This is a genomic window from Cellulophaga lytica DSM 7489, assembly GCF_000190595.1.
Taxonomy (GTDB): Bacteria; Bacteroidota; Bacteroidia; order Flavobacteriales; family Flavobacteriaceae; genus Cellulophaga; species Cellulophaga lytica.
This window is the reverse complement of record NC_015167.1, coordinates 2550766-2575795: the sequence shown is the minus strand read 5'-3', so window position 1 is coordinate 2575795 and position 25030 is coordinate 2550766. Positions and strand designations below refer to the sequence as shown.

Sequence of the window (25030 nt, the reverse complement as noted above, 5' to 3'; positions counted from 1 at the left end):
CAAAAACTAATTATAAAACTCAAAGGATGAAAAATTATATCGCCTTAGCGTTTGGCTTGGTATGTACTATTGCTAGTGCACAAAATATAAACGATGTACTACAGTACAACCAACAAAACCTTATTGGTACAGCACGCTACCAAGGTATGAGTGGTGCTTTTGGAGCTTTAGGTGGAGATTTATCTGCTCTAAACACAAATCCTGCTGGTGCCGCAGTTTTTAACAATCATTTATTTTCTGCAACGCTATCTAATTACAATAAAAGTAATGATGCAAATTATTTTAGAACCAACAGAGAGGCTACAAGAAACGACCTAGAAATTAATCAAATTGGTGGTGTATTAGTTTTTAAGTCTAACAACTCTGATTGGAAAAAAATTGCCATTGCTGCAAATTATGATTTGGTTCAGAATTTTGATAATAATTTTTCTATATCTGGTGTTAGCAACCAAGGTATAGATCAGTATTTTTTAAGCTACGCTAATGGTGTGCCCTTTGGACCTTTACTTAAAAGAGACGGAGAATACCTAGAAGAAGCTTATTTAGATATTGGAAGAAACTTAGGTTTTGTAGATCAGCAAGCATTTTTAGGTTACTACGGAGGCATTATAGACCCTGTAGATGAGGCTAACGACAATAACATAGACTATGTAAGCAATGCAACTTACAATACTGTTAATCAAGACTATTTTGAAAATACTACAGGATATAACAGTAAATTTATTTTAGATTTTGCCACCCAATACCAAGACAATTTATATTTAGGTGCATCTTTAAATTTTCATAGCATAAACTATGACAAGTACACAGAGTTTACAGAAACTGGTTACACTGTAGGTACAGACATAACCAGAACTACTTTTGACAATTATTTACATACAGAAGGTAATGGATTTTCATTTGCATTGGGCGCTATTGCTAAGTTAAACGATATGGTAAGAGTTGGTGCCAGTTATGAGTCTCCTACTTGGTACAGATTAACAGATGATACATCACAAAGAATTTCTTCTGATTTGGCTGATGATGACATAAACTATATAAATTTTGACATTATAAATGTATATGAAAGATACACTATAAAAACACCTAGTAAAGTTACTGGTAGTTTAGCTGTGGTATTTGGAAAAGATGGTTTATTGAGTTTAGACTACGGCTTTCAAGATATGAGTCAGGCTGAAATTAAACCTACTAACGATCCTGGTTTTGCCGCTGCTAATAATGAGATATCTAATGAGTTAGGAACTGTTTCTACAGTTAGACTTGGTGGTGAGTACAGAATTAAAGATATTAGTTTAAGAGCTGGTTACAGGTATGAACAAAGTCCGTATGAAGATGAATATACTATTGGTGATTTAAACGGATTTTCTTTAGGTTTTGGCTACTCTTTTGGCCCTAACAGGCTAGATATTGCTTATAATAGAACAGAGCAAGATGTAAACAAACAACTATTTAATGCAGGCTTAACAACACCAGCCTTAGTAAATGCAGCAAACACAAATGTAACTATAGGTTACACTGTAAACTTTTAAAGTTTACCACAATTATATAACTAAAAAAGCAGCCTATTTGGCTGCTTTTTTAGTTATATAATTTATTTATTTTTTATCACCTTTTTAAAGTAAAATGGTTTTGCAGAGTTTTAGCTACAATTACACCTTCCTCTGGCTCTGCATATTCCATACGAAACCAATAATCAGATTCTGGCATTTTTTTACCATTAAACATACCATTCCAAGTTACTCCAGGCCCTAATTGTTTTAAAAGTTTACCATACCTATCGTAAATATAAACTTTGGCGTCTACTAACTCTTCAATACCTAAAACATTCCAACCATCATGTACTCCATCTCCATTTGGAGTAAAAAACTTTGGATAGCCAATTACTAAAAACGGAATTTCTTCAGATTGACCACATCCATATTTATCATTTACAATTAAAGTATTTTGTCCGGGTGGCACATCATGAAAAAGTGTTTCATCTTGAAACTCTCCACCATTAATAGCATATTCATACTCACTAGTACCATTAACAAGAACTTCTATTTTGTTTCTATCTACTAAATAATCTATAACTGTAATTTCTATATCAGCAGGATTTGGAGGTGCGTGAAAATTTATTAAAATATCATCTGTAACTGTAGGCGGAGCTCCAGAAGCTGTAGTAATCTCTACAAAATACCTACCTGTATTTGGGCTAGTAACCGTATATTCTGTTCCTGTTGCTAAATTTGGATCATCAATAGTACCATCATCATCATAATCTACAGACCACCTAACACTTGCAACATCTGGCCCTACCGGAGACCTAAAAGCATTTAAAACCACATCTGGATCTCCCTCACAGGCATTTACATCTAACCCTAAAAACTCATCTCTAAACGTACAATCTAACGCATCTACATCTTCTGTAAAAGTTAAGGTAAAAGGTTCTGGATCTCCATCAAAATTAGTATTGTAGTTATTTATTAAAATATAATAAATTTCACCTTCTGCTATATCTAACAATTCATCGTATGTATTTTTACTTCCTTTAACAAAAGAAAAACCTTCTTGACCAGATTCTGGGTTGGTACCTAAACCTGTAAAAGCTGTATTGTTAGCTTCATAATTGCAACGTACTGGTTGCGCAGTACCGTTACTTATACTAGCACAATCTGTATCTGGGCCATATACGGCAAAATCCCATTCTGCTGTATCTGTATCCGCAGAAATATCAAACCCAATAGTGCCATCTTTTAAAGCTCTAAAAACATACCAAGATGTGTTGTTTTCTATATTTGCAGAACTATTACTACCCTTTTCTAAACAACCAGTTTGGCGTATAACATCTGGATCAAAATCATCTATATCTCCACGGCCATCTGCTATACCGCTAATTGGTGCATCACCGCACACTGGTATAGATGACCTACAATCTGGGGTAAATTGCGCATTGCTAATTAGTGTAAAAAAAAGAAATCCTACTACTAGTTTGTATTGTGCTCGCATAAAAAATATTGCATTGGTTGGGATGTTACATAACCATATTATAAGCGGCAAATAATAAAATTTATTGCATTACGTCGAATATTTTTTTGCATAATCGACGAAATACCATTTTTACTTCAAGTTAAAATTTAACGTTTTAAGGTAAAATGACTACTAATATGTTTTGCAGTAACCCTATCCCCTACTGTGTTTATGTAGTTAAGCTTAAACCAATAGTCAGACTCTGGTAGTAATCTTCCTCCGTAAGTACCATTCCAAGTGTCACGACCTTTTAATTCTTTTAATAACTTCCCATATCTATCAAAAATATGTACAACTGGCTGCTGTAAAGATTCCATTCCGGTTATTTTCCAAGTATCGTTTATACCATCTCCGTTAGGCGTAAAATAATTATCAAAACCAACAACTACAATATCTTCTGTAGCGTAGCCGCAGCCATTTTTATCTATAATGGTAACCGTATGAGCACCAGCAGAAACATTTGTAAAAACATTACTATCCTGCACTGGTAAAGTATCAATTTGATATTCAAAATTTCCATCAATATCAGTTTCTACAGTTACGGTATTATTAGCATTAAAATCTTCAATTAGCACATTAGATATAGATGGTGTTTGCCCAACAACAACTTCAACAACTATTGTATTTACACAAGTTACACCAAAAGCTACACTACTAATATCTAAAACATAAGTTCCTGCAGAAAACACTTGTATAGTAGGTGTTGTTTCTCCGCTTTGCCAATTGTAACTGTAATTTACATTTGGATTTGTTTCTCCTATAGTTTCTGAAGTTGCACCTTCACACAAAAAAACTTCTGTATTTATTGTACTAATAGGTGTTTCTACCACTGTAAACTCAAATTCCTCTGAAACATCAAAACATTTAGGATTTTTTACAGATGTAGTTCTAACATAAACAGTAGTTGCACCAACAGCAGTACTGTATTGCATTGGTAAACTCAAAGAATTATTAATAGCATCTGCAGGGGTTGCGTGGTAGCTAATAATAAAATCTGATGCCGACTGACCACCCAATGCTTCACTGCTTTTAGTAGTTAAATTAAAGGGTAAATCCTCCTGGCACAAAGTAACATCCGTAATTGGGCTTGTGGTTGGCGCTGTAGAAAAAGCCACTTGTACATCACTAATAATAACATCTGCAGTATTTAAAACTACTTCTACTCTATACAATGCATCTGTGGTTACATCTAAAAACGCATTTGTTTCTCCTAAAATTTCTGTAAACCCTAAACCAATATCTCTATACCAAGTGTATGATGCTGTGTTTGGTGTTGCAGCATCTAACCTAACAGTATCCCCATCACATGCCGCAATTGGCGGCCCCAATAAGTTGTTAATAATAGAACAATCTAATGCGGTATTTGGGTAATCTATAAATATTTGCCCAGAAAACTGAATTGAAAAACCTGAATTTACATTGCTAAAATTATTAATTAATAAGTAGTATTCTTCACCAGCTTCAACTGTTAACCAATCTTCATACTGTACATTTGTTGCTCCTGTTGGGTCTTCTCCCACTCCGGTAAATGAATTTCCATCTCCATTATCAAAAAAATTACATCGTACAGGGTCTCCCAAATTAGCACAATCACTTGCTTTGTACAATGCATAATCCCAATCTTCTGCACTATCAAAACTAATATTAAAACCCAACTGCCCAGCTTCACCAGTTTTAAATCTATACCAAGCAGAGTTAGACTCTATAGCTCCAGACAAAGTACGCTCTAAACAACCAGTTTCTGCAGCTCCACCAAAATCATCTACGCCATAACCGTCTGTACCTCCATTGGTTGGTGTATTATTACAAATAGGTATAGCATTGCTACAATCTGCAGACACTTGCGCACCAGCAGAAAGCAACCCTAACGTAAAGAAAAAAAACGCTATTGCATAAAACCTTTTCATAAATTGATAAAAGTTTGAGATATGTAAAACTAAACCTTAACAAACTTTAGCACTAATTAATGTTGTCAAACACCTTAAACTATAACATTAAATGCCATAATATGTATATCTTTGCATTTCTAAAAAATTTTAGGCTGATGAAAATAGAAAGCACCATAGAAGGGTTTGATGAAGAAATGGATAACGACCATTTATCTGCAGCTGAAGACACCCCTTTAAGAGAAGACGCTTTTGATCTTAATGACGACCAAAAGATAGAAAAAATACAAGCCAGCGTTAGAGATATATTAACGACTTTAGGAATGGACTTAACAGACGACAGTTTAAATGACACTCCTAAACGTGTTGCTAAAATGTTTGTTAAAGATATTTTTGGTGGATTAAACCCTGAAAGAAAACCAAAATCTTCTTCGTTTGATAATAAATACAAGTACGGAGAAATGTTGGTAGAAAAAAACATAACTCTTTACTCTACTTGTGAACATCACCTGTTACCAATAGTAGGTATTGCACACGTTGCCTACATCTCTAATGGTACTGTTGTTGGTTTATCTAAAATGAACCGTATTGTAGATTATTATGCAAAAAGGCCACAAGTACAAGAAAGACTAAACATACAAATTGTTAGAGAATTACAAGAGGTTTTAGGAACTGAAGATGTAGCTTGCGTTATAGATGCAAAACACCTTTGCGTAAACTCTAGAGGTATTAGAGATATACAAAGTAGCACTGTTACTGCAGAGTATGGCGGTAAATTTAAAGAACAAGCTACCCGTAAAGAATTTTTAGATTATATAAAGCTAGACACCAACTTTTAATTCCTTTTAGCCATAATGCAACTATATAAAAATCAGACAATAAAAGTTTACAATTCCCTTTCTGGAAAAAAAGAAGAGTTTAAACCTATAAACGATGGGCACATTGGTATGTACGTGTGTGGGCCAACAGTTTACAGCAATGTACACTTAGGTAATTGCCGTACGTTTATGTCTTTTGATATGATTTTTAGATACTTTAAGCATTTAGGGTATAAAGTACGCTATGTACGTAATATAACAGATGCTGGGCATTTAGTTGATGATGCAGACGAAGGAGAAGATAAAATTGCAAAAAAAGCACGTTTAGAGCAAATAGAGCCTATGGAGGTAGTACAACGCTACACCGTAGATTTTCACAATACATTACAAAAATTTAATTTTTTACCTCCTAGTATAGAACCTACTGCAACCGGACACATTATAGAGCAAATAGAAATTATTAAAGAAATTATTGAAAAAGGATTTGCTTATGAGGTTAATGGCTCTGTATATTTTGATGTTGTTGAATTTAATAAAACAAACGACTACGGAATTTTAAGCGGTAGAAAACTAGAAGATATGATTGCCAATACAAGAGAATTGGCAGCGCAAAGTGATAAGAAAAATCCACAAGATTTTGCCCTTTGGAAAAAAGCAGAACCAGAACATATTATGCGCTGGCCTTCTCCTTGGGGAGATGGTTTTCCGGGTTGGCATTTAGAGTGTACAGCAATGAGCACAAAATATTTAGGTGAAACTTTTGATATACATGGTGGTGGTATGGATTTAAAATTTCCGCATCATGAGTGCGAAATTGCACAAGCACAAGCTAGTAACGGATCTGCTCCAGTAAACTATTGGTTACACGCAAATATGCTTACGCTTAACGGTAAAAAAATGTCTAAATCTACAGACAATAACATTTATCCGAACGAGATATTTAGTGGAGACAATAATATTTTAAGCAAAGCTTTTTCTCCATCTGCGGTTCGCTTTTTTATGATGCAAGCACATTACACTAGCATTTTAGACCTTAGCAATGATGCCTTGTTGGCATCTGAAAAAGGATACCTAAAACTAATGGAGGCTATTACATCTTTAAAAGCAATAGAGACTGGCAGTAAAACTGAATTTGATGTAGCTGCTTGGCAACAGAAATGTTATGATGCAATGAATGACGATTTTAACTCGCCAATTTTAATTGCACATTTATTTGAAGCAGTAAAACACATTAACCTTATAAAAGACGGTAAAGAAACTATCACCAAAGAAGACAAAGAGTTATTAGAAAATACACTAAACACTTTTGCTTTTGATATTTTAGGACTTACTGGCGTTAATGAAGACGCTAATGGCAACTCAGAAAAACTAGAAGAAGTAGTAAACTTGCTAATACAATTACGTAATGATGCACGTAGCAATAAAGATTTTGCTTTATCAGACCAAATACGTGACCAATTATTAGCTATAGGTATACAATTAAAAGATGGTAAAGATGGTACTACGTTTAGTGCATCATAAAACAAACTAAAATGATAAAAAAAATACTGATAGCACCTTTTCTTCTATTAGTAAAAATATATCAAACTGTTATATCACCTTTAACTCCTGCTAGTTGCAGGTATTCACCAACGTGCTCACAATACACTGTAGAAGCCTTAAAAAAGCACGGATTATTTAAAGGAGGTTGGCTAGCAACTAAACGTATTTTTAGCTGTCATCCTTGGGGCGGTAGCGGATATGACCCCGTTCCTTAGTTCGTAAAAAAGAATAAGATAAAATTAACTTATAATCACATTTTCTTTTTTAACCCCTTATTCAAAATACGTATCTTAGCCATTCACAAAAAGAAAAATAGATGCATTTTTTAAGTATATTATGGAACCCTAACGAAACTTTATTCAACATTGGGGAAATACAAATAAAATACTATAACCTATTATGGATTACCTCTTTTGCCTTAGGATGGGTAATTATAAAAAAGATTTTTACTAACGAGAAAAAACCAATAGAGCAATTAGACTCTCTATTTTTATACACAGTTATTGCTACTATGCTGGGGGCTCGTTTAGGTCATGTATTCTTTTATGACTGGGCATACTACCAAAATCACCTAATAGAGATTTTACTTCCAATTAGAGAAAACCCTAGCGGAAGACTATTTGGAATAATAACTGGCTATGAGTTTACAGGCTTTGCTGGTCTTGCTAGTCACGGTGCTGCATTAGGTGTTATTATTGGCATGTATTTATACAGCAGAAAGTACCCAGACTATAAAATTTTATGGCTTTTAGATAGGTTAGTTGTACCTGTTTCAATTGGCGCATTTTTTGTAAGACTAGGAAACTTTTTTAATTCTGAGATTAATGGTAAAATCACAGAAAAAACATTTGTTTTTGCTACAAAATTTATACGAGATTCTGATGATATGCCTGCCTCAAGAGCATTAGCACTAACTAAAGAAAGAACAGTTAATGCTGCATACAACGCCATTGAAAACAACCCAAAATTTGCTTCAATTTTAGAAAGTATACCATTTAGACACCCTGCACAATTGTATGAAGGTGTTTGCTATATTTTTGTATTTATTATTTTATCATACTTTTACTGGAAAACAGATAAAAAAGACAAATCAGGCTTTTTATTTGGTTTATTTTTAATGCTATTGTGGACTATACGTTTCTTTGTAGAGTTTGTAAAGAAAAGTCAAGGTGGTTTTGAAGAGTCTTTAGGCACATTATCTACAGGGCAATGGCTAAGTATTCCTTTTATACTAATAGGCGCTTATTTTGTATTTAGACCTAAAAAAGCTTAATATGAAAACCTTAAAATACTATACTTTTTTAGTTCTAATATGCTGCGGCTTAATTACAAGTTGTAAAGATGGAAAAACCGAGGTTATAAAAACTCCAGAACCAACTTTTACAAAAGAGGGAACATTAACTATTACAAAAAGTACCAACAACAGTAAAGCACTTACACTAGACATAGAAATTGCTGAAACTGATTATGAAACACAAACTGGTTTAATGGAAAGAACTAGCATGAAGGAAAACCAAGGAATGTTATTTATTTTTCCTGACTCTAGAATGCATTCTTTTTATATGAAAAATACTAAAATAGCTTTAGACATTATTTATATAGATGAAAACCTGCGTATTGCCAGTTTTCAAGAAAATGCAAAACCACTAGATGAAACTGGCTTATCTAGCAAAGTTCCTGTTATGTATGTCTTAGAAATTAATGCAGGCTTATCTGAAAAATACATGTTAGAGGTAGGTGACAAAATAGATTTTACAAGACTATAAGCATTATGAAATATCTTCTAAATGGCGAATCTTCTGAAAGGTTATTATTTAGAAAATTAGAGCAAAACCATTTTAATGATTGGCTTCCTTTTCATAAAGACCCTAGATCATCTGAGTTTTGGGACGGCTTACCTACAGACCCCATTGTTGCGTGCAAGCAGCAATTTAACAGAGCTTTTGAACGCTACCAATATAATCTTGGTGGTATGAATGCGCTTATTTCAAAAAAAACTAACAAACTTATTGGTTTGTGCGGTTTATTAGTACAAACTGTAGATGATATTGATGAGTTAGAGATAGGATATTCTATTTTGCCAAAATACTGGAGAAAAGGTTATGCTACAGAAGCTGCTGTAAAATGTAAAGAATATGCTTTTAAGCATAATTTTACAGATTCATTAATCTCTATTATTCATACAGATAATATACCGTCACAAAAAGTTGCTATTGCTAACGGTATGCACTTAAGCAAAACAACAAGTTATTGCAATAACCCAGTTCATATTTATAGAGTTTTTAAATAAAAGCAGTAAAATGCAACATCACATTACCATATTTACAAGCAACCAATCTAACACTAAATTGTTTATTGATAGCTTATCTAAAAAAAATAATGCTGATTTTAATTTCCTTAGCAACAAAAAAGTACTGTTCTTTTCTATAGCTGAAATACATAAGTTTATTAAAGAAGAAGAAATACACGATATAAAAACAATTACCAAACACACTAAACAAAGCCTAAAATCTATGTCTAGTGGCGAACAAAAAAAAGCGTTACTTAATTATATACTTACCCAAAAACCAGAATACATTGTTTTAGATAACCCTTATGATAATTTAGACATTGCCTACCAAACAATACTAAAAAAACTACTAATTGACATTTCTAAAAATGTAAACCTTATTTTAATTATTAGCAGACAAGAAGATGTTTTACCTGTAAAAAGTAACATATACAAACTACATAAAAACAGGCTTACTGCCTACTCTTCTTTACAAGCATACAAAGCTTCAAGACAAAAAAATACGCCATTAAAAACGCTTACAATACCTAAAAATAATAACGTAGTTAATTATAAAGACAATGAACTTATTAGGTTTAAAAATGTATCAGTAGCTTATAACAACAAACAAATACTAAACAATATTAGTTGGAGTATTTGTAAAGGTGATTTTTGGCAACTTATAGGTAAAAATGGCAGTGGTAAAACTACATTATTATCTATGATTACCGGAGAAAACAGTAAAGGCTACGGACAAGAACTATACTTGTTTGGCAACAAAAAAGGAACAGGAGAAAGTATTTGGGATATAAAAAAGAAGATTGGTTACTTTACACCGTCATTAGTAGATAGTTTTAAAGGAAACCACAGCTTACTACATATGGTTATTGGTGGTTTTACAGATGCTATTGGCCTTTATACTAAACCTACAGAAACACAAAAAAGCGAAGCAGAAAAATGGTTAAAAATTGCACAGCTATCTACTTTAAAAAATAAATTATTTAATGAGGCTACTGTTGGCCAACAAAGGTTAGCTATGTTATTAAGAGCAATAGTAAAGCAACCTTTACTTTTAATTTTAGATGAGCCAACCGCTGGTTTAGATGATGAGAGTGCCACATTATTTATAAGCTTAGTTAACCAAATAGCTAGCAATAAGCAAACAGCAATTGTTTTTGTATCACACCGAAAAGAACCAAATTTAGAGCCTAGATCTATTTTAGAGTTACAAATTACCCCAAACGGATCTAACGCCAAAAGACTAAAATAAAAAAGCTGCTTACATATTGTAAGCAGCTTTTTATATATTTTACAGATTAAAGAATTACTCTTTGTCTTTTACAACAACATCTTCTTTACCTGATTGTATTCTTTTCTTTAATGTATCAAACATAACAGGTGTTGCAATAAATAAAGATGAATATGTACCTACAATAACACCAATTATCATAGCAAACATAAATCCTCTTAAAGATTCACCACCAAAAATAAAGATAGCTAGTAATACTACTAACGTAGTTAAAGAAGTATTTAATGTTCTACTTAATGTACTGTTTAATGCTAAACCTACATTATCACCAGAACTCCATCCTCTTTCTTTTACTATTTCTCTAATACGGTCAAAAACAACAACGGTATCATTTAATGAGTAACCAATAACTGTTAATATTGCCGCAATAAATGCTTGATCTATTTCCATATTAAAAGGCATAACCTTACCTAATAAAGAGAAAACACCTAGTACAACTAATACATCATGGAATACCGCTACAACAGCCCCTAAAGAGAATTGCCATTTACGGAAACGGAATAAGATATATAAGAACACTACAAATAACGAACCTAAAATTGCCCAAACAGCATTCTTTTTGATATCATCTGCAATAGTTGGTCCTACTTTTTTAGATTTTAATATACCTATAGATACATCTTCTGTACCTCCATTATTAAATTCCTCTAATGTTAAACCACTAGGCAATAAGTTTTGTAATGACGTAAATAATTTTTCTTGAATTTCTTCATCAACAGCAATATCTTCTGCATCTACTTTGTATGATGTAGTAATCATTATTTGATTATCCTCACCAAAAGTTTTTACGTTAGTACCGCTACCAAAAATCTCAGTTAAGTTTGATGAAATTTCTGAAGTATTTACACTTTGATCAAAACGAACTTGATATGTTCTACCTCCAACAAAATCTACACCTTGTTGTAAACCAGTAGTAAGTAAAGAAAATAATGCAATAACTATTAAAGCTCCAGAAAAAATGTATGCAATTTTTCTTTTCTTTAAAAAGTTAATACTTAAATTTTTGAAAAGGTTTCTAGTTAAACCTGTACAAAACTCCAATACTTTTCCTTTAGCTCCAGTATAACCCTCAATAAATAATCTAGTAACAAATATTGCAGTAAATAAAGACGTAGCAATACCAATTAATAAAGTAGTAGCAAAACCTTTAATTGGTCCAGAACCAAATATAAACAAGATAATTGCAGTTAAACCAGTTGTAATGTTTGCATCTAAAATAGAAGATAGTGCATTACCAAAACCATCAGAAATTGCTAATGACTGTCCTTTTCCTTTTGCTAGTTCTTCTTTTATACGTTCAAAAATAAGAACGTTTGCATCTACAGACATACCAATTGTTAAAACAATACCAGCAATACCTGGCAATGTTAACACAGCATCTAAACTTACTAGAACTCCAAATATTAACAATATGTTTAATAACAATGCAATATCTGCAGCTACACCAGCTTTACCATAATAAAAAATCATCCAAACAAGTACTAATGCCATTGCAATTAAGAAAGACATTAAACCACTGTTTATAGATTCATGACCTAATGATGGTCCAACTACTTCTGACTGAATGATGTCTGCTCTTGCAGGTAACTTACCAGCTCTAAGAACATTTGCAATATCCTTAGTTTCTGTAATAGTAAAATCTCCAGAGATTTCTGTACTACCACCAGATATACCACCAACTACAGAACAACCTGGAGCAGTGTATACTCTATTATCTAAAACTACAGCAATACCAGTTTGGTTTAAGTTAACCTCACTTGTAAACTTTTGCCATTGCTTAGCTCCTTTAACGTTCATATCCATACCAACAGCTGGTCTGTTAAACTGATCGAACTGAGCACGTGCAGCACTAACTACATCCCCACTCATTTTAGGAGTATTATCTCTATTACCTTTTAATGCAAAAAGACCAACAACTTCAGAACCCTTAGAAGGACGCTCCCAAGCAAATTTAACATGTTGTATTGCATTTGGAATTAATCTTTTAATTTCTGGCATATTAAGGTACTCATTAACCTTAGCCGTATCTTTAATTGCAAATTCCGCAACAGCAAAACTATTAGGAATACCTTTTATTAAATCTCCTAAAGGGTTTATTTGACTAGCTACATCTAAAGAATCCTGAGTAACATCAGATAATAAAGAATCAATTTCAGATTCTGGTTTAGACTCAGTATCTTCTGCAGTAGCAGTTTTTGTATCTACCAAAGATCTTAATTTTTCATTAGCAGCGTTTATAAACTGCATAACGTTAGGATCGTTTTTAGGATACGTTTCCCAAAACTCTAATTGAGCTGTACTAGAAAGTAACTCTTGCGCTCTTGCCTTATCTTTAGCTCCTGGTAACTCTACCAAAATACGCCCAGAAGTACCTTCTCTTTGTATGTTTGGTTGTGTTACACCAAAACCATCAATACGTTCTCTTAATACCTCAAAAGCAGATTCTACAGACTCATCAATCTTTTTACGGATTATAGATTTTACCTCTTCATCAGAAGCATCCATAGTTTTTATTTCTTCACTTAATGATTTTGTGAAGAAAATATCTGGAGAAGCTAACTTAGTATCACCTTTATTTGCATCAAAAGCTTCAAAAAACAAGTCTACATATGTTTTATCACTGCTTTTAGACGCCTCATCTGCATCTTCTAAAGATTTAAGAAAAACAGGGTTTTTAGTGTTATTTGCCAAACCAGATAAGATATCTTTTATCTTAATTTGAAGCGTTACATTAATACCACCTTTAAGGTCAAGACCCTTGTTTAATTCTTTCTTCTTAGCCTCATTGTAAGATGTAAATCCAAAAACAGATTCGCTCCCAATTGAGTCTAAGTATTTAATTTCCAATGCCTCTCTTTTGCTTGCAAAATCTTTATCAGATTCAGAAATTTTGCTCGCTGCATAAGTTGCTGCTTCATTTTCAATCTTACTACTTATAAAAGTATAGGATAATTGATAGATACTTACGATCCCAAATAAAAAAGCAAACAGCTTTATAAGTCCTTTATTATACATTAGTTTTTGTTTATTATTGGTAATTTTATATAGCGTGCAAATATATCATTTAAGATATGAAATGCCAATATATTTATAATATTATATAAAATAAGGGTGAACAAATAAATTTGTCACCCTTATTAAGCCCTTTTTCTTATAAATATTATAATTCTAAAAGTCCGTTTGTTTTAGAAACACCTGCAGCACTTTCTTGCATTTTTGCCTTTTCAGCGTCGCTAAGTTCAATTTCTACTATTTTCTCTATACCATCTTTACCTAAAATAACAGGTACACCAATACAAAGATCATTTAAACCATACTCACCTTCTAATAAAGTAGAGCAAGGGAACATTTTCTTTTGGTCACAAGCAATGGCTTGTACTAATCCAGAAACTGCAGCACCAGGAGCATACCAAGCACTAGTTCCTAACAACTTAGTTAATGTAGCACCACCTACTTTAGTATCTGCAGCAACTTGCTCCAATCTTTCTTCAGATAAAAACTCAGATACTTTAACGCTATTTCTAGTTGCGTGTGCTGTTAATGGCACCATACCAGTATCACTATGTCCACCTATAACCATACCGTCTACATCAGAAATAGGAGCCTCTAAAGCCTCTGCTAATCTATATTTAAAACGTGCGCTATCTAAAGCACCACCCATACCAATAATTCTGTTTTTTGGTAAGCCAGTAGTTTTATGTACTAAATAGGTCATAGTATCCATTGGGTTACTTACAACTATTAAAATTACATTAGGAGAATGTTTAATTAAGTTTTCTGATACAGTTTTAACAATACCTGCATTAATACCAATTAATTCTTCTCTTGTCATTCCTGGTTTACGAGGAATACCTGAAGTAATAACAGCAATATCAGAACCTGCAGTCTTAGAGTAATCATTAGTAGAACCAACAATTTTAGTGTCAAAACCGTTTAAAGATGCTGTTTGCATTAAATCCATTGCCTTACCTTCTGCAAAACCTTCTTTAATATCTAACACAACAACTTCCGATGCAAAATTTTTAATTGCAATGTATTCTGCACAACTAGCGCCTACTGCACCTGCACCTACTACCGTTACTTTCATAAGTATATATATTTAATTTTTTAATGATTTGTTTATTGACTGTAAAAATAAAGAATTTAAACAAAAAAATAGTGCATATACCAACTTTAATATTTATTGAATCTACTAAAAAGAGGTTTAAACACAACTTAATGTTAAAGAAAGATGTATTTAAACGAAAAACCACAAAAAAACGTGTTATACATCGATTATAATGAAATACACAACAAAATTGAGCGTTGTATACAATAACCCGAATTAATTAAAATACCTACTTATGAAAAAACCCCTACTTTTTTTCATAGCAACCGTTGTATGCTTTACAATTTATTGTTGCTCTGAAATTCCAGAAAACAACGACCCTATTCTTGGGATATGGGCAAAAACCACAACATCAGAATCTGGCGTAGATTCTAAGCAAGAATGGATTTTCAACGATGCCTACAAAGGACGATATCATAGTTATACTAATGACAACGTGGCTTTTTTAACAGATTTTAGATGGACTATAGAGGGTGACACCTATACTATTACATATCCCGAGACAGATATGCCAAGTGATCAAGTAAAAATTAAAACAACACAAATAAATAATAGTACTGAAAAAGCTTCTGAAAATGCCTCTGCTACTGTTATACTAGAAGAAACAAATGGTGAAACTTTAGCTATTAGAGAATAATAGTAAAGAAAGTAACACCACAACAAAAGCCCTAGCAATTATTATTACTAGGGCTTTTTTATTATATATCTTAATAATTGATACTATTATCTAAAACCAAAATTAATACCTACAGAAAGGTTATTGTATTTAGCCATAGAATAATCTGCGTGTAATCTAAAAAATCCTAGTTTAAGTTTAGCACCTATATTACCGGTAACACCGCTAGCATCTGTTTTTACAGAAAAAGGATCTGTATATGTATCTCCAATAAATGGTCCGGATTGCACCCTATACGTTCCTAAAACATCTACAGTAGAATTACCTGTTAAGTAACCCAGTCCTCCATAAAAATTAATAACTGGCATTTTTGTAGATACTACTGCCTGAAAAACCCACGTATTCATTTTCATATCTAATCGTTGGTTTTCTCCTGCAATTACATCTTGGTCTGTAAAATCATAAACACCTGTTAAGTGCGTATAACCAATAACACCAGAAATTGCCACTGGTAAAATTTTATCTGCAGGAAGAAGCTTTGTAAAGTCGTGCTGCAACCCAACACCATACATACCAACTTCTACATCATCTGTTTCTATTTTTGGCAGAAAGCGAGCCTTTATTTCTGTCCCTTTTATTAAGCCTACACTTACTTGTACAAATGCAGAGGGTACAAAGTTTATATTTTCTGATGCTAAACCTGTTGGTAATTCAAATTCTTCCCTAAATAATCCGTTTTCATCTTCTACAAAAACATTAATACCTTCTATATCTCCTAAACCTGTAGACACTTCTTTAGAGATACTACCATCTACAAATTGCAGGTTTTCATAATCTTCAGTATTTAAAATAAATGATTTTTTATCATCTGGAGACTGTGCCATATTTCCTATTATAGAAATTTCAAAACCACCTAATGGTTTGGCATCTGCTGTATTGTACCAACCTCCAGAAATACTATATAGCATTCCTTCAGAAACTGGAGACATATAGTCGTTAATAAATTTATTTGCATCATTAACACCTGCCGCAAAAACTTCATTTGCGCTAGACTGGGCAGAAGCATATGCACTTAATGCCAAGAAAATAACTAAACTAAACTTTCTCATAGAATTACATTTTTTTTATAAAACTAAAAAACTCGCACTTTAGGTGCGAGTTTTTGTTGTGTAAATGTACTTTATTATGCATCAATGTTAGCATAAACAGCATTTTTCTCTATAAATTCTCTTCTAGGTGGTACTTCATCACCCATTAACATAGAGAATATTCTATCAGACTCTGTAGCATTTTCTATAGTTACTTGGCGCAGTGTTCTAAAATCTGGGTTCATTGTTGTATCCCATAATTGTTCTGCGTTCATTTCCCCAAGACCCTTATATCTTTGGATACCTACACTACCATTAAAGCTATCTGCTATTTCATCTCGTTCTTTATCATTCCAAGCATAACGCTTTTTAGTCCCTTTTTTAACTAAATATAATGGTGGTGTTGCTATGTAAACGTGTCCGCCTTCTATTAGTTCTCGCATAAAACGGAAGAAGAATGTAAGAATTAAAGTTTCAATGTGGCTACCATCTACATCGGCATCACACATAATAACTACTTTATGGTATCTTAATTTATCTAAGTTTAGGGCTTTACTATCTTCTTCTGTACCTATAGTTACACCTAAAGCTGTATATATATTTTTTATTTCTTCGTTTTCAAAAACCTTATGTTGCATTGCTTTTTCAACATTTAAGATTTTACCACGAAGCGGTAATATTGCCTGAAAGTTTCTGTCTCTACCTTGCTTGGCAGTACCACCCGCCGAATCTCCCTCTACAAGGAATACTTCGCATTTTGTAGCATCTTGCTCAGAACAGTCTGATAATTTCCCAGGTAAACCACCTATACTCATTACCGTTTTACGCTGTACCATTTCACGGGCCTTTGTAGCCGCATGACGTGCTTGCGCTGCTAAAATAACTTTTTGTACAATTACCTTAGCATCATCTGGGTTTTCTTCTAAATAGTTGGTAAGCATTTCTGATACAGCCTGACTTACTGCTGAAGAAACCTCTCTGTTACCTAGTTTAGTTTTTGTTTGCCCTTCAAACTGAGGTTCTGCCACTTTTACAGATACAATAGCAGTTAAACCTTCTCTAAAGTCATCACCTTGAATCTCAAACTTTAACTTGTCTAACATTCCAGATGCATCTGCATACTTTTTTAAGGTTGATGTTAAACCTCTTCTAAAACCAGAAAGGTGTGTACCACCTTCATGTGTATTAATATTGTTTACGTAAGAGTGAAGATTTTCTGAGTAAGATGTGTTGTACACCATTGCAACCTCTACAGGAATTCCGTTTTTTTCGCCTTCCATAGAAACAACTTCTCTTATTAGTTGCTCTCTGTTACCGTCTAAAAACTTAATAAACTCCTTTAATCCTTCTTCAGAGTAGAATACTTCAGATAAGAACTCACCTTTTTCATCTTTAACTCTCTTATCTGTAATACTAATTGTTACTCCCTTGTTAAGGTAAGCCAACTCACGCATTCTGTTAGACAATGTTTCATAATTGTACTCTGTAGTCTGAGTAAAAATTGTATCATCTGGATAAAAAGTAACTATAGTACCTGTTTCCTCTGTTTCTCCAATACTCTTAACAGGATACAAAGCCTTACCTCTTTCATATTCTTGCTCCCATATTTTACCTTCTCTGTAAACAGTTGCTTTTAAACTGTTAGATAATGCGTTAACACAAGATACACCTACCCCGTGCAAACCACCAGATACTTTATATGAATCTTTATCAAACTTACCACCTGCACCAATTTTAGTCATTACAACCTGTAATGCAGATACACCTTCTTTTTTATGAAGACCTACAGGTATACCCCTACCATTATCTTTAGTAGTTATAGAACCATCTTCGTTTATTACAACACTTATATTGTCACAATGGCCACCCATTGCCTCATCAATAGAGTTATCTACTACCTCATATACTAAGTGGTGTAAACCTCTTACACCAACATCCCCAATATACATAGAAGGACGCATACGTACGTGCTCCATACCCTCTAGGGCCTGAATACTGTCAGCTGAATAATTATTCTTGTTTGCTTCTTCGCTCATTATATATAAATTATTGTGCTTAATTTCATCATAAAATATAACCTAACAAATATAAATTATTGATTTCTTAATTTTAAACAGTTTTAAGACTGTTTTAAAATAGTTATCAACATTTTCTTTACAATAGAGAAAGCTTCTTAAAAGCGCTTAAATTAGCTTTTAACTACGATTAGATTAAAATTAGCTTTTTTAAAAACTACGTAATCTAACAAAATGCGCTTAAAAAGGCTGTAAACAAAAAGGAGCATCAATAAATTGATGCTCCTGAAAGACTAATTATAATTAAAACCTTAGAACAGGCGATAATTCAAGTTATATTTTACTGTTTAATATGCTTCATCATGTACGTTAGCTATTGCTCTACCAGAAGGGTCGTTCATATTTTTAAATGCTTCATCCCATTCTAAGGCTGTTGCTGTACTACAAGCAACACTTGCTTCTTGCGGTACACTTAATGCTGCAGCATCACTAGGAAAATGTCCTTCAAAAATAGTTCTATAGTAATACTCTTCCTTGTTTAATGGGGTGTTGATAGGAAAACGGAATGCCGCATTTTTAATTTGCTCATCTGTTATTTCTTTCTCAACCAATTCTTTTAAGGTATCAATCCAACTGTAACCAACGCCATCACTAAACTGTTCTTTTTGTCTCCACGCTACACTTTCTGGTATCATATCTTCAAATGCCTTACGAACTACCCACTTTTCCATACGCTCACCGTTTATCATTTTATCTTTAGGGTTAATACGCATAGCAACATCCATAAATTCTTTATCTAAAAATGGTACACGTCCTTCAATTCCCCAAGCAGCTAAACTCTTGTTAGCTCTTAAACAATCATACATATGCAACTTATCTAATTTACGTACCGTCTCTTCATGAAACTCTTGTGCACTTGGCGCTTTATGAAAATATAAATAACCTCCAAATAGCTCATCTGCACCTTCACCAGACAATACCATTTTTATACCCATAGACTTAATAACTCTCGCCATTAAATACATTGGTGTAGAAGAACGAATGGTAGTAATATCATACGTTTCTATATTATAAATAACATCTTTAATAGCATCTAAACCTTCCTGTATTGTAAACTTAATTTCGTGGTGTACGGTACCTATATGATCTGCTACTTTTTTTGCAGCAGCCAAATCTGGCGACCCCTCTAAACCAACAGAGAATGAGTGTAATTGTGGGTACCAAGCATCTGCAGTATCACCACTTTCTATACGTTTTTGTGCATATTTTTTTGCAACCGCAGAAGTCACAGAAGAGTCTAAACCACCTGATAACAATACACCGTAAGGTACATCAGACATTAATTGTCTGTGTACAGCTGCTTCTAAAGCTTCTTTTACTTCTTGTATGCTAGTTTCATTTTCTTTAACAGCATCATACTCCATCCAATCACGAGAGTACCATTTTTTTAACTCTCCGTCTTTACTATGTAAATAATGTCCTGGAGGAAATAATTCTATTTTTGTACAAGTACCTTCTAATGCTTTTAATTCTGAAGCAACATAAAAAGTTCCATTTTTATCCCATCCCATATATAAAGGAATAATTCCCATATGGTCTCTAGCTACAAAATATTCGTCTTTTTCGGCATCATATATAGTAAAACCAAAAATACCATTTAATTCATCTATAAAATCTACTCCTTTTTCTTGGTACAAAGCTAGTATAACCTCACAGTCAGATTCTGTTTGAAAGTCATATTTACCTTCAAATTGCTTACGCAATTCTCTATGATTATATATTTCTCCATTGGCAGCCAATATTAATTTACCATTAGGACTCAATAATGGTTGCTTACCAGAAGCTGGGTCTACAATTGCCAAACGCTCGTGTGCTAAAATAGCTTTATCGTCTGCATATATACCACTCCAGTCAGGGCCTCTGTGTCTAATTTTTTTAGACATCTCTAACAACTGAGGTCTTAATGCCTCAGTGCTTTCCTTTACATCAAATGCACAAACTATTCCACACATATTATTAATATTTATATCAATTTGATTACAAAGATGAATTAAAGGTTTCAATTTAAAAACATAAATACTTAAAATGGTTTCAATTTAAAACTTTATTAAGCCAATTACATTCTATTTAGAATTTAGATAAACTATTTTTATAAAAAAAACGGTCATTTTGTAAGTTGGCATAATTTTAGCGACCATATAATGAATTACTGCGAAAATGTCGCTAAATTTGAAAAACACAAAAAACAAACATTTATGAAAAGATTATTTGCTTTATCAGCACTTGTATTAACTATGGTATTTACTACTAATGCTACAGCTCAAAAATTTCCTGGATTAGATAAAAGTCCAGCAGATATTGCTTCACAACCATCTAGCTACAAAATTTCTAAAAAGAACATTCGTGTAGTTTACAGCAGACCACAATTAAAGGGAAGATTAGTAAAAGATTTAGCTCCTGCAGGAAAAGTATGGAGAACTGGTGCTAATGAAGCTGCAGAAATTACTTTTTACGCAGACACAAACTTTGGTGGTAAAAAAGTAACAGCAGGCACATACTCTTTATTCTCTATACCAGGAGATAAGCAATGGACTGTAATTTTAAATAAAAATTTAAACCAATGGGGAGCTTACTCTTATGAGGAAGATGCAGATGTGGTTAGAGTAACTGGAAAAGTATCTAAAAACAAGGAATCTTTAGAAGCTTTTTCTATTACTTTTACAGATACTGATATGGTAATGGGCTGGGGAACTACTTTAGTTTCTGTTCCTTACGCAGTTTCTATGTAATTTAAGCACTTACTAAAAATATAAAACCCGAAACTACTTTTAGTTTCGGGTTTATTTTTTACCTAAATAGAACGTAATTTTACTTTACTTGCTTACCTCCTATAAAAACTTGTTCTGCTTTTATTGTCGGAATTTTAGAAGCTTCAACTTCCATAATATTATCACTTAAGATAACAAAATCAGCTTTTTTACCTGGCTCTATACTTCCTTTTTCATTTTCTTCAAAATTAGAATAAGCTGCCCAAATTGTCATTCCTTTTAATGTTTCTTCTCTAGACAAAGCGTTTTCCATCTGAAAACCACCTTCAGGGTAATTTTTAGTGTCTTTTCTGGCAACAGCAGCATAAAAAGTTAAAAACGGACTAACACGTTCTACAGGAAAATCTGTCCCCAATGCAACAACACCTGCAATATCTAATAATTTTTTAAATGCATAAGCTCCTTTTACGCGCTCATCTCCTAACCTATCTTTTGCCCAATACATATCACTAGTTGCATGCGTTGGCTGTACAGATGGTATAATACCTAATTTAAAATAGTCAAAATCTTGTGGAGCTATAACCTGTGCATGCTCTACTTTCCAACGTCTGTCTTTTGTATTTTTTAAGGCCGATTTGTATACGCGTAATACTGCTACATTAGCAGAATCTCCAATAGCATGTGTATTCATCTGGTAATCTGTTTTTGCTATTCTTTTTGCAAGATTATTTATTTCCTCTACCGGAGTAACCATTGCTCCAAAATGATTGTGTTTGTCTGAGTACTCTTCTTTTAAAGCTGCACCTCTGGAGCCTAAAGCACCGTCTCCATATACTTTTACAGAACGTACATTTAAACCATCTGTTTTTACTATTCCTTTACTTAAATAGTAATCTAAGTTTTCTTTGTTTGCGCTTATCATAGCATAAACACGAATATCTAATTCTCCGTTTTGCTGTAAGCTATCTATAATTTCTATAGTTTGCTTATTTAAACCTGCATCATTTACAGTAGTTAACCCATAATCTACACAAATTTTTTCTGCATCTTTTAATGCTTGTGCCTGTGTAGCTACACTTGGTTTAGGCAAAACAGCATCTACCATAGCCATAGGATTATCTACCAAAACACCTGTAAGCTTACCATTAACTTTTACAATTTCTCCGCCACTAATTTTAGTATCTACTGTAATATTAGCAAGATCTAATGCATACTGATTTACAATGTAAGCGTGACCATCTACACGCTCCAAAACAACAGGTATAGACGGAAAAAGTGAATCTAAAGCCTCTTTTATTGGAAATTCTTTTACTTCCCAATCGTTCTGATCCCAACCTCTACCTCTAATAAACGTTTTTGTATTTGTTTTCTGGAAAGCAGAAACACGCTCTACTACCTCATCAAAACTTTTAGTATCTACCAAATCTACCACTTGCTGGTTCATCCCTAAACCAAAAAAGTGACAGTGTGCATCTATTAAACCAGGAGTAATTGTTTTACCAGCTGCATTTATTGTTTTTGCCGATGTATATTTTTCTGTAATTTGCTGTTCTGTACCAACAGCTACAAACAAATTATCCTTTACAGCAAAAGCTTGTGCTTTTGTAAAAGTAGAATCTACAGTGTAGACATTTGCATTGGTGACTATATAGTCTACCTGTTCTTTTTTAGGATTACACGCTGCAATTGCCAGCAGTAAAACAAGTGTTAGTTTTTTCATTAGTCTTTGATTTTCTTCAAAAATAATGAAAATAAAAAAAGGATATAAATAACCCCTTTATTAACGAGTCATTCATATCCTTTAAAAAAATAGTTTTTCTATTTTTTTACCAATTAAACTTATATGTTGCTCCTGCAAGCACCTGAAAACCCTGAACAGGATAATTTGCCCAACGTTGGTAATTGTTATTTGCTATGTTTGCTGTTTTTACAAATAATGATAATTTTTCATCTAAACGGTAACCAACATGCGCATTAGCATCAAAATAACTATCTAAAGTTACTACTGTAGAAGCAAAATCTTGCGGTTGAGTTGCAGTAGCAGCTACAGAGCTTAAATCTTCTCTTTCTCCTACAAAAAACAGGTTAGCTCCCATAAACCATTTTTCATTAATTTGATAATCCATAAATAAAGATCCCTTTACTTTTGGCAGATTCCAAGCAGGATTGTCTGTTTCTGTTGTGTAGCTAAAAACCTCTGCATTTATACCTAAAGCAAAATTTCTGTTTACATCTACATTTAACTCTCCAAAGAATGAAAATGTTTTTATATCATCATAAAAAATATCAAAAGTATTACCTAAATGATAATCTTTATCTTCATCTGCTCTAAAAGTATTTTCTGGATTTAATTTATATAATGCTCTGTTATTATCTGCTTTATAAGACGCCTTTACATTGTACCCTAAGTTAGTTAACAATTGTCCTTTTAAACCAGCATAGGCATTGTACTGACTATCTGTTGGTAAGATTGTAAGCGTTGGAGACACAAATGGATTTTCATCTACAAAATCATGATAAGAGTTTTGGTGTAAATCTCCCTCTATACCACCGTATGCAATTGCAGTTTCTCCTGATAATCTGTACGATGCCGTTACCGCAGGATAAATATAAAAGTTACTATCACTAGCTTCTGTATCTAAACCATACACAACATTAGCTCCTAAATTTAGGGTAAGGTCATCTCTTAAAATTACCAAACTTGGGTTTACTCCAAACTGTACTTGGCCAAATTTAATTTCTCCTGTATTCTCTGTATTATTTAAACTAGCGTTTTTAAACTTACCACCTAAATAATCTAGCTTTACATTAAAATTTATAAGTTCATTAGAAATTGGTACTTCTACAGCAGCATTAATAACCGCTCTATTTTCGCCAGATTCTGTTGCGTCCCAAAAACGTCTTAACAACACATCGCCACCTTTTATTAGGTAATCTTCCATTTTAAGTTCTCCTCCAAGTTCAGCATCAAAATAGTGTTGTTTTTCATCTATTAGACTTTCTGGTGTTGTACCTAAAGCATCTTCTGTTACTCCATACCAGCTATATAACTTGTGTTGCAATCCTACATTAGCATTCCACTCCAAATCTCTTTCTCTTCTGGTATAAATACCTTTTACTTTAGTATCATAAAAAACATTATCTACAGGAGCTTCTTCTATATCTCCACGAGAAGAATGGTGGTTTAACCCTATATCTAAAGTCTCATTTCTGTTAATTGGCCTACTTGTGTAAAAATCTACCAATGCATTACTATAGTTCCCTAAACCTATAGAAGCATATGAATTAAACAACTCCTCTGGCTTTCTCTTTTTTACTGCAGTAGCTTTTCCTTTTGCTGGAGTAAATGTAGAAGCTACCGGTACAGAAAAAATACTGTATTGAATTGGTTTTTTCTTTAACTCTACAGCTCCATTAATTACAGGTGTAGATTTTAGTTTAAAAGCATCTGCTATAGTTGGCTTGTATGCTTTTACAACTGTTACGGTTTCTGTTCCTAAATCTTTTTCTTCTTTATCTTTGTCTTTATCCTGTGCAAAGGCAATTTGTGCCAGTCCTAAAAATAAAGTTATAGTTGTATAGATATACTTTTGCATAGTGTG

General features: G+C 33.1%; 19 protein-coding genes. 10 read left to right on the top strand and 9 right to left on the bottom strand.

Going from position 1 to position 25030, the window contains the following annotated elements; all coding sequences use genetic code 11:
- The first annotated feature begins 26 nt into the window (after positions 1–26).
- On the top strand, positions 27–1529 hold the full coding sequence (locus CELLY_RS11570; protein ID WP_013621868.1) for an OmpP1/FadL family transporter: 1503 nt from the start codon (positions 27–29) through the stop codon (positions 1527–1529).
- Between the two features lie 76 nt (positions 1530–1605).
- Here CELLY_RS11570 and CELLY_RS11565 read toward each other — a convergent pair whose 3' ends face one another.
- A complete protein-coding gene (locus CELLY_RS11565; protein ID WP_013621867.1) occupies positions 1606–2988 on the bottom strand; it encodes a T9SS type B sorting domain-containing protein in 1383 nt (460 codons plus the stop codon).
- 128 nt (positions 2989–3116) lie between these two features.
- The gene (locus CELLY_RS11560) at positions 3117–4916 is read right to left on the bottom strand and encodes a T9SS type B sorting domain-containing protein (protein ID WP_013621866.1); all 1800 of its coding nucleotides are present in this window, start codon (positions 4914–4916) and stop codon (positions 3117–3119) included.
- Positions 4917–5053: 137 nt separating this feature from the next.
- On the opposite strand from CELLY_RS11560, the gene folE reads away from it, so the two are divergent.
- From folE to CELLY_RS11525, 7 genes are all read left to right on the top strand, one after another.
- The gene (folE, locus tag CELLY_RS11555) at positions 5054–5734 is read left to right on the top strand and encodes a GTP cyclohydrolase I FolE (RefSeq protein WP_013621865.1); all 681 of its coding nucleotides are present in this window, start codon (positions 5054–5056) and stop codon (positions 5732–5734) included.
- A gap of 15 nt (positions 5735–5749) precedes the next feature.
- Positions 5750–7234, top strand: a complete 1485-nt coding sequence (cysS, locus tag CELLY_RS11550) for a cysteine--tRNA ligase (RefSeq protein WP_013621864.1) — start codon at positions 5750–5752, stop codon at positions 7232–7234.
- A gap of 11 nt (positions 7235–7245) precedes the next feature.
- Positions 7246–7470, top strand: a complete 225-nt coding sequence (gene yidD / locus CELLY_RS11545; RefSeq protein WP_013621863.1) for a membrane protein insertion efficiency factor YidD — start codon at positions 7246–7248, stop codon at positions 7468–7470.
- 101 nt (positions 7471–7571) lie between these two features.
- On the top strand, positions 7572–8528 hold the full coding sequence (gene lgt / locus CELLY_RS11540) for a prolipoprotein diacylglyceryl transferase (protein ID WP_013621862.1): 957 nt from the start codon (positions 7572–7574) through the stop codon (positions 8526–8528).
- 1 nt (position 8529) lies between these two features.
- On the top strand, positions 8530–9021 hold the full coding sequence (locus CELLY_RS11535; RefSeq protein WP_013621861.1) for a DUF192 domain-containing protein: 492 nt from the start codon (positions 8530–8532) through the stop codon (positions 9019–9021).
- 5 nt (positions 9022–9026) lie between these two features.
- Positions 9027–9545: a GNAT family N-acetyltransferase gene (locus CELLY_RS11530; protein WP_013621860.1), complete on the top strand. Its 519-nt coding sequence runs from the start codon at positions 9027–9029 to the stop codon at positions 9543–9545.
- Positions 9546–9555: 10 nt separating this feature from the next.
- A complete protein-coding gene (locus tag CELLY_RS11525) occupies positions 9556–10794 on the top strand; it encodes an ATP-binding cassette domain-containing protein (RefSeq protein WP_013621859.1) in 1239 nt (412 codons plus the stop codon).
- Positions 10795–10848: 54 nt separating this feature from the next.
- Here the strand turns inward: CELLY_RS11525 and secDF are convergent, their stop codons facing one another.
- Positions 10849–13848 carry a protein translocase subunit SecDF gene (secDF, locus tag CELLY_RS11520; RefSeq protein ID WP_013621858.1) on the bottom strand — a complete coding sequence of 1000 codons (3000 nt, stop codon included), beginning with the start codon at positions 13846–13848 and terminating at the stop codon, positions 10849–10851.
- Positions 13849–13993: 145 nt separating this feature from the next.
- The gene (locus tag CELLY_RS11515; RefSeq protein ID WP_013621857.1) at positions 13994–14920 is read right to left on the bottom strand and encodes a malate dehydrogenase; all 927 of its coding nucleotides are present in this window, start codon (positions 14918–14920) and stop codon (positions 13994–13996) included.
- Positions 14921–15176: 256 nt separating this feature from the next.
- Here CELLY_RS11515 and CELLY_RS11510 point away from each other — a divergent pair, with 256 nt between their 5' ends.
- Positions 15177–15578, top strand: a complete 402-nt coding sequence (locus tag CELLY_RS11510; RefSeq protein ID WP_013621856.1) for a hypothetical protein — start codon at positions 15177–15179, stop codon at positions 15576–15578.
- Between the two features lie 86 nt (positions 15579–15664).
- Here the strand turns inward: CELLY_RS11510 and CELLY_RS11505 are convergent, their stop codons facing one another.
- From CELLY_RS11505 to asnB, 3 genes are all read right to left on the bottom strand, one after another.
- Positions 15665–16666 carry a DUF6588 family protein gene (locus CELLY_RS11505; protein WP_013621855.1) on the bottom strand — a complete coding sequence of 334 codons (1002 nt, stop codon included), beginning with the start codon at positions 16664–16666 and terminating at the stop codon, positions 15665–15667.
- A 74-nt stretch (positions 16667–16740) separates the two neighbouring features.
- On the bottom strand, positions 16741–18681 hold the full coding sequence (gene gyrB, locus CELLY_RS11500) for a DNA topoisomerase (ATP-hydrolyzing) subunit B (RefSeq protein ID WP_013621854.1): 1941 nt from the start codon (positions 18679–18681) through the stop codon (positions 16741–16743).
- 326 nt (positions 18682–19007) lie between these two features.
- The gene (gene asnB / locus CELLY_RS11495) at positions 19008–20672 is read right to left on the bottom strand and encodes an asparagine synthase B (RefSeq protein WP_013621853.1); all 1665 of its coding nucleotides are present in this window, start codon (positions 20670–20672) and stop codon (positions 19008–19010) included.
- Positions 20673–20915: 243 nt separating this feature from the next.
- Between asnB and CELLY_RS11490 the strand changes: the two genes are divergently transcribed.
- Positions 20916–21449 carry a DUF2911 domain-containing protein gene (locus CELLY_RS11490; protein ID WP_013621852.1) on the top strand — a complete coding sequence of 178 codons (534 nt, stop codon included), beginning with the start codon at positions 20916–20918 and terminating at the stop codon, positions 21447–21449.
- Between the two features lie 79 nt (positions 21450–21528).
- Here the strand turns inward: CELLY_RS11490 and CELLY_RS11485 are convergent, their stop codons facing one another.
- The gene (locus CELLY_RS11485; protein ID WP_013621851.1) at positions 21529–23148 is read right to left on the bottom strand and encodes an amidohydrolase; all 1620 of its coding nucleotides are present in this window, start codon (positions 23146–23148) and stop codon (positions 21529–21531) included.
- Positions 23149–23254: 106 nt separating this feature from the next.
- A complete protein-coding gene (locus CELLY_RS11480; RefSeq protein WP_013621850.1) occupies positions 23255–25024 on the bottom strand; it encodes a porin family protein in 1770 nt (589 codons plus the stop codon).
- Positions 25025–25030 lie beyond the last annotated feature (6 nt).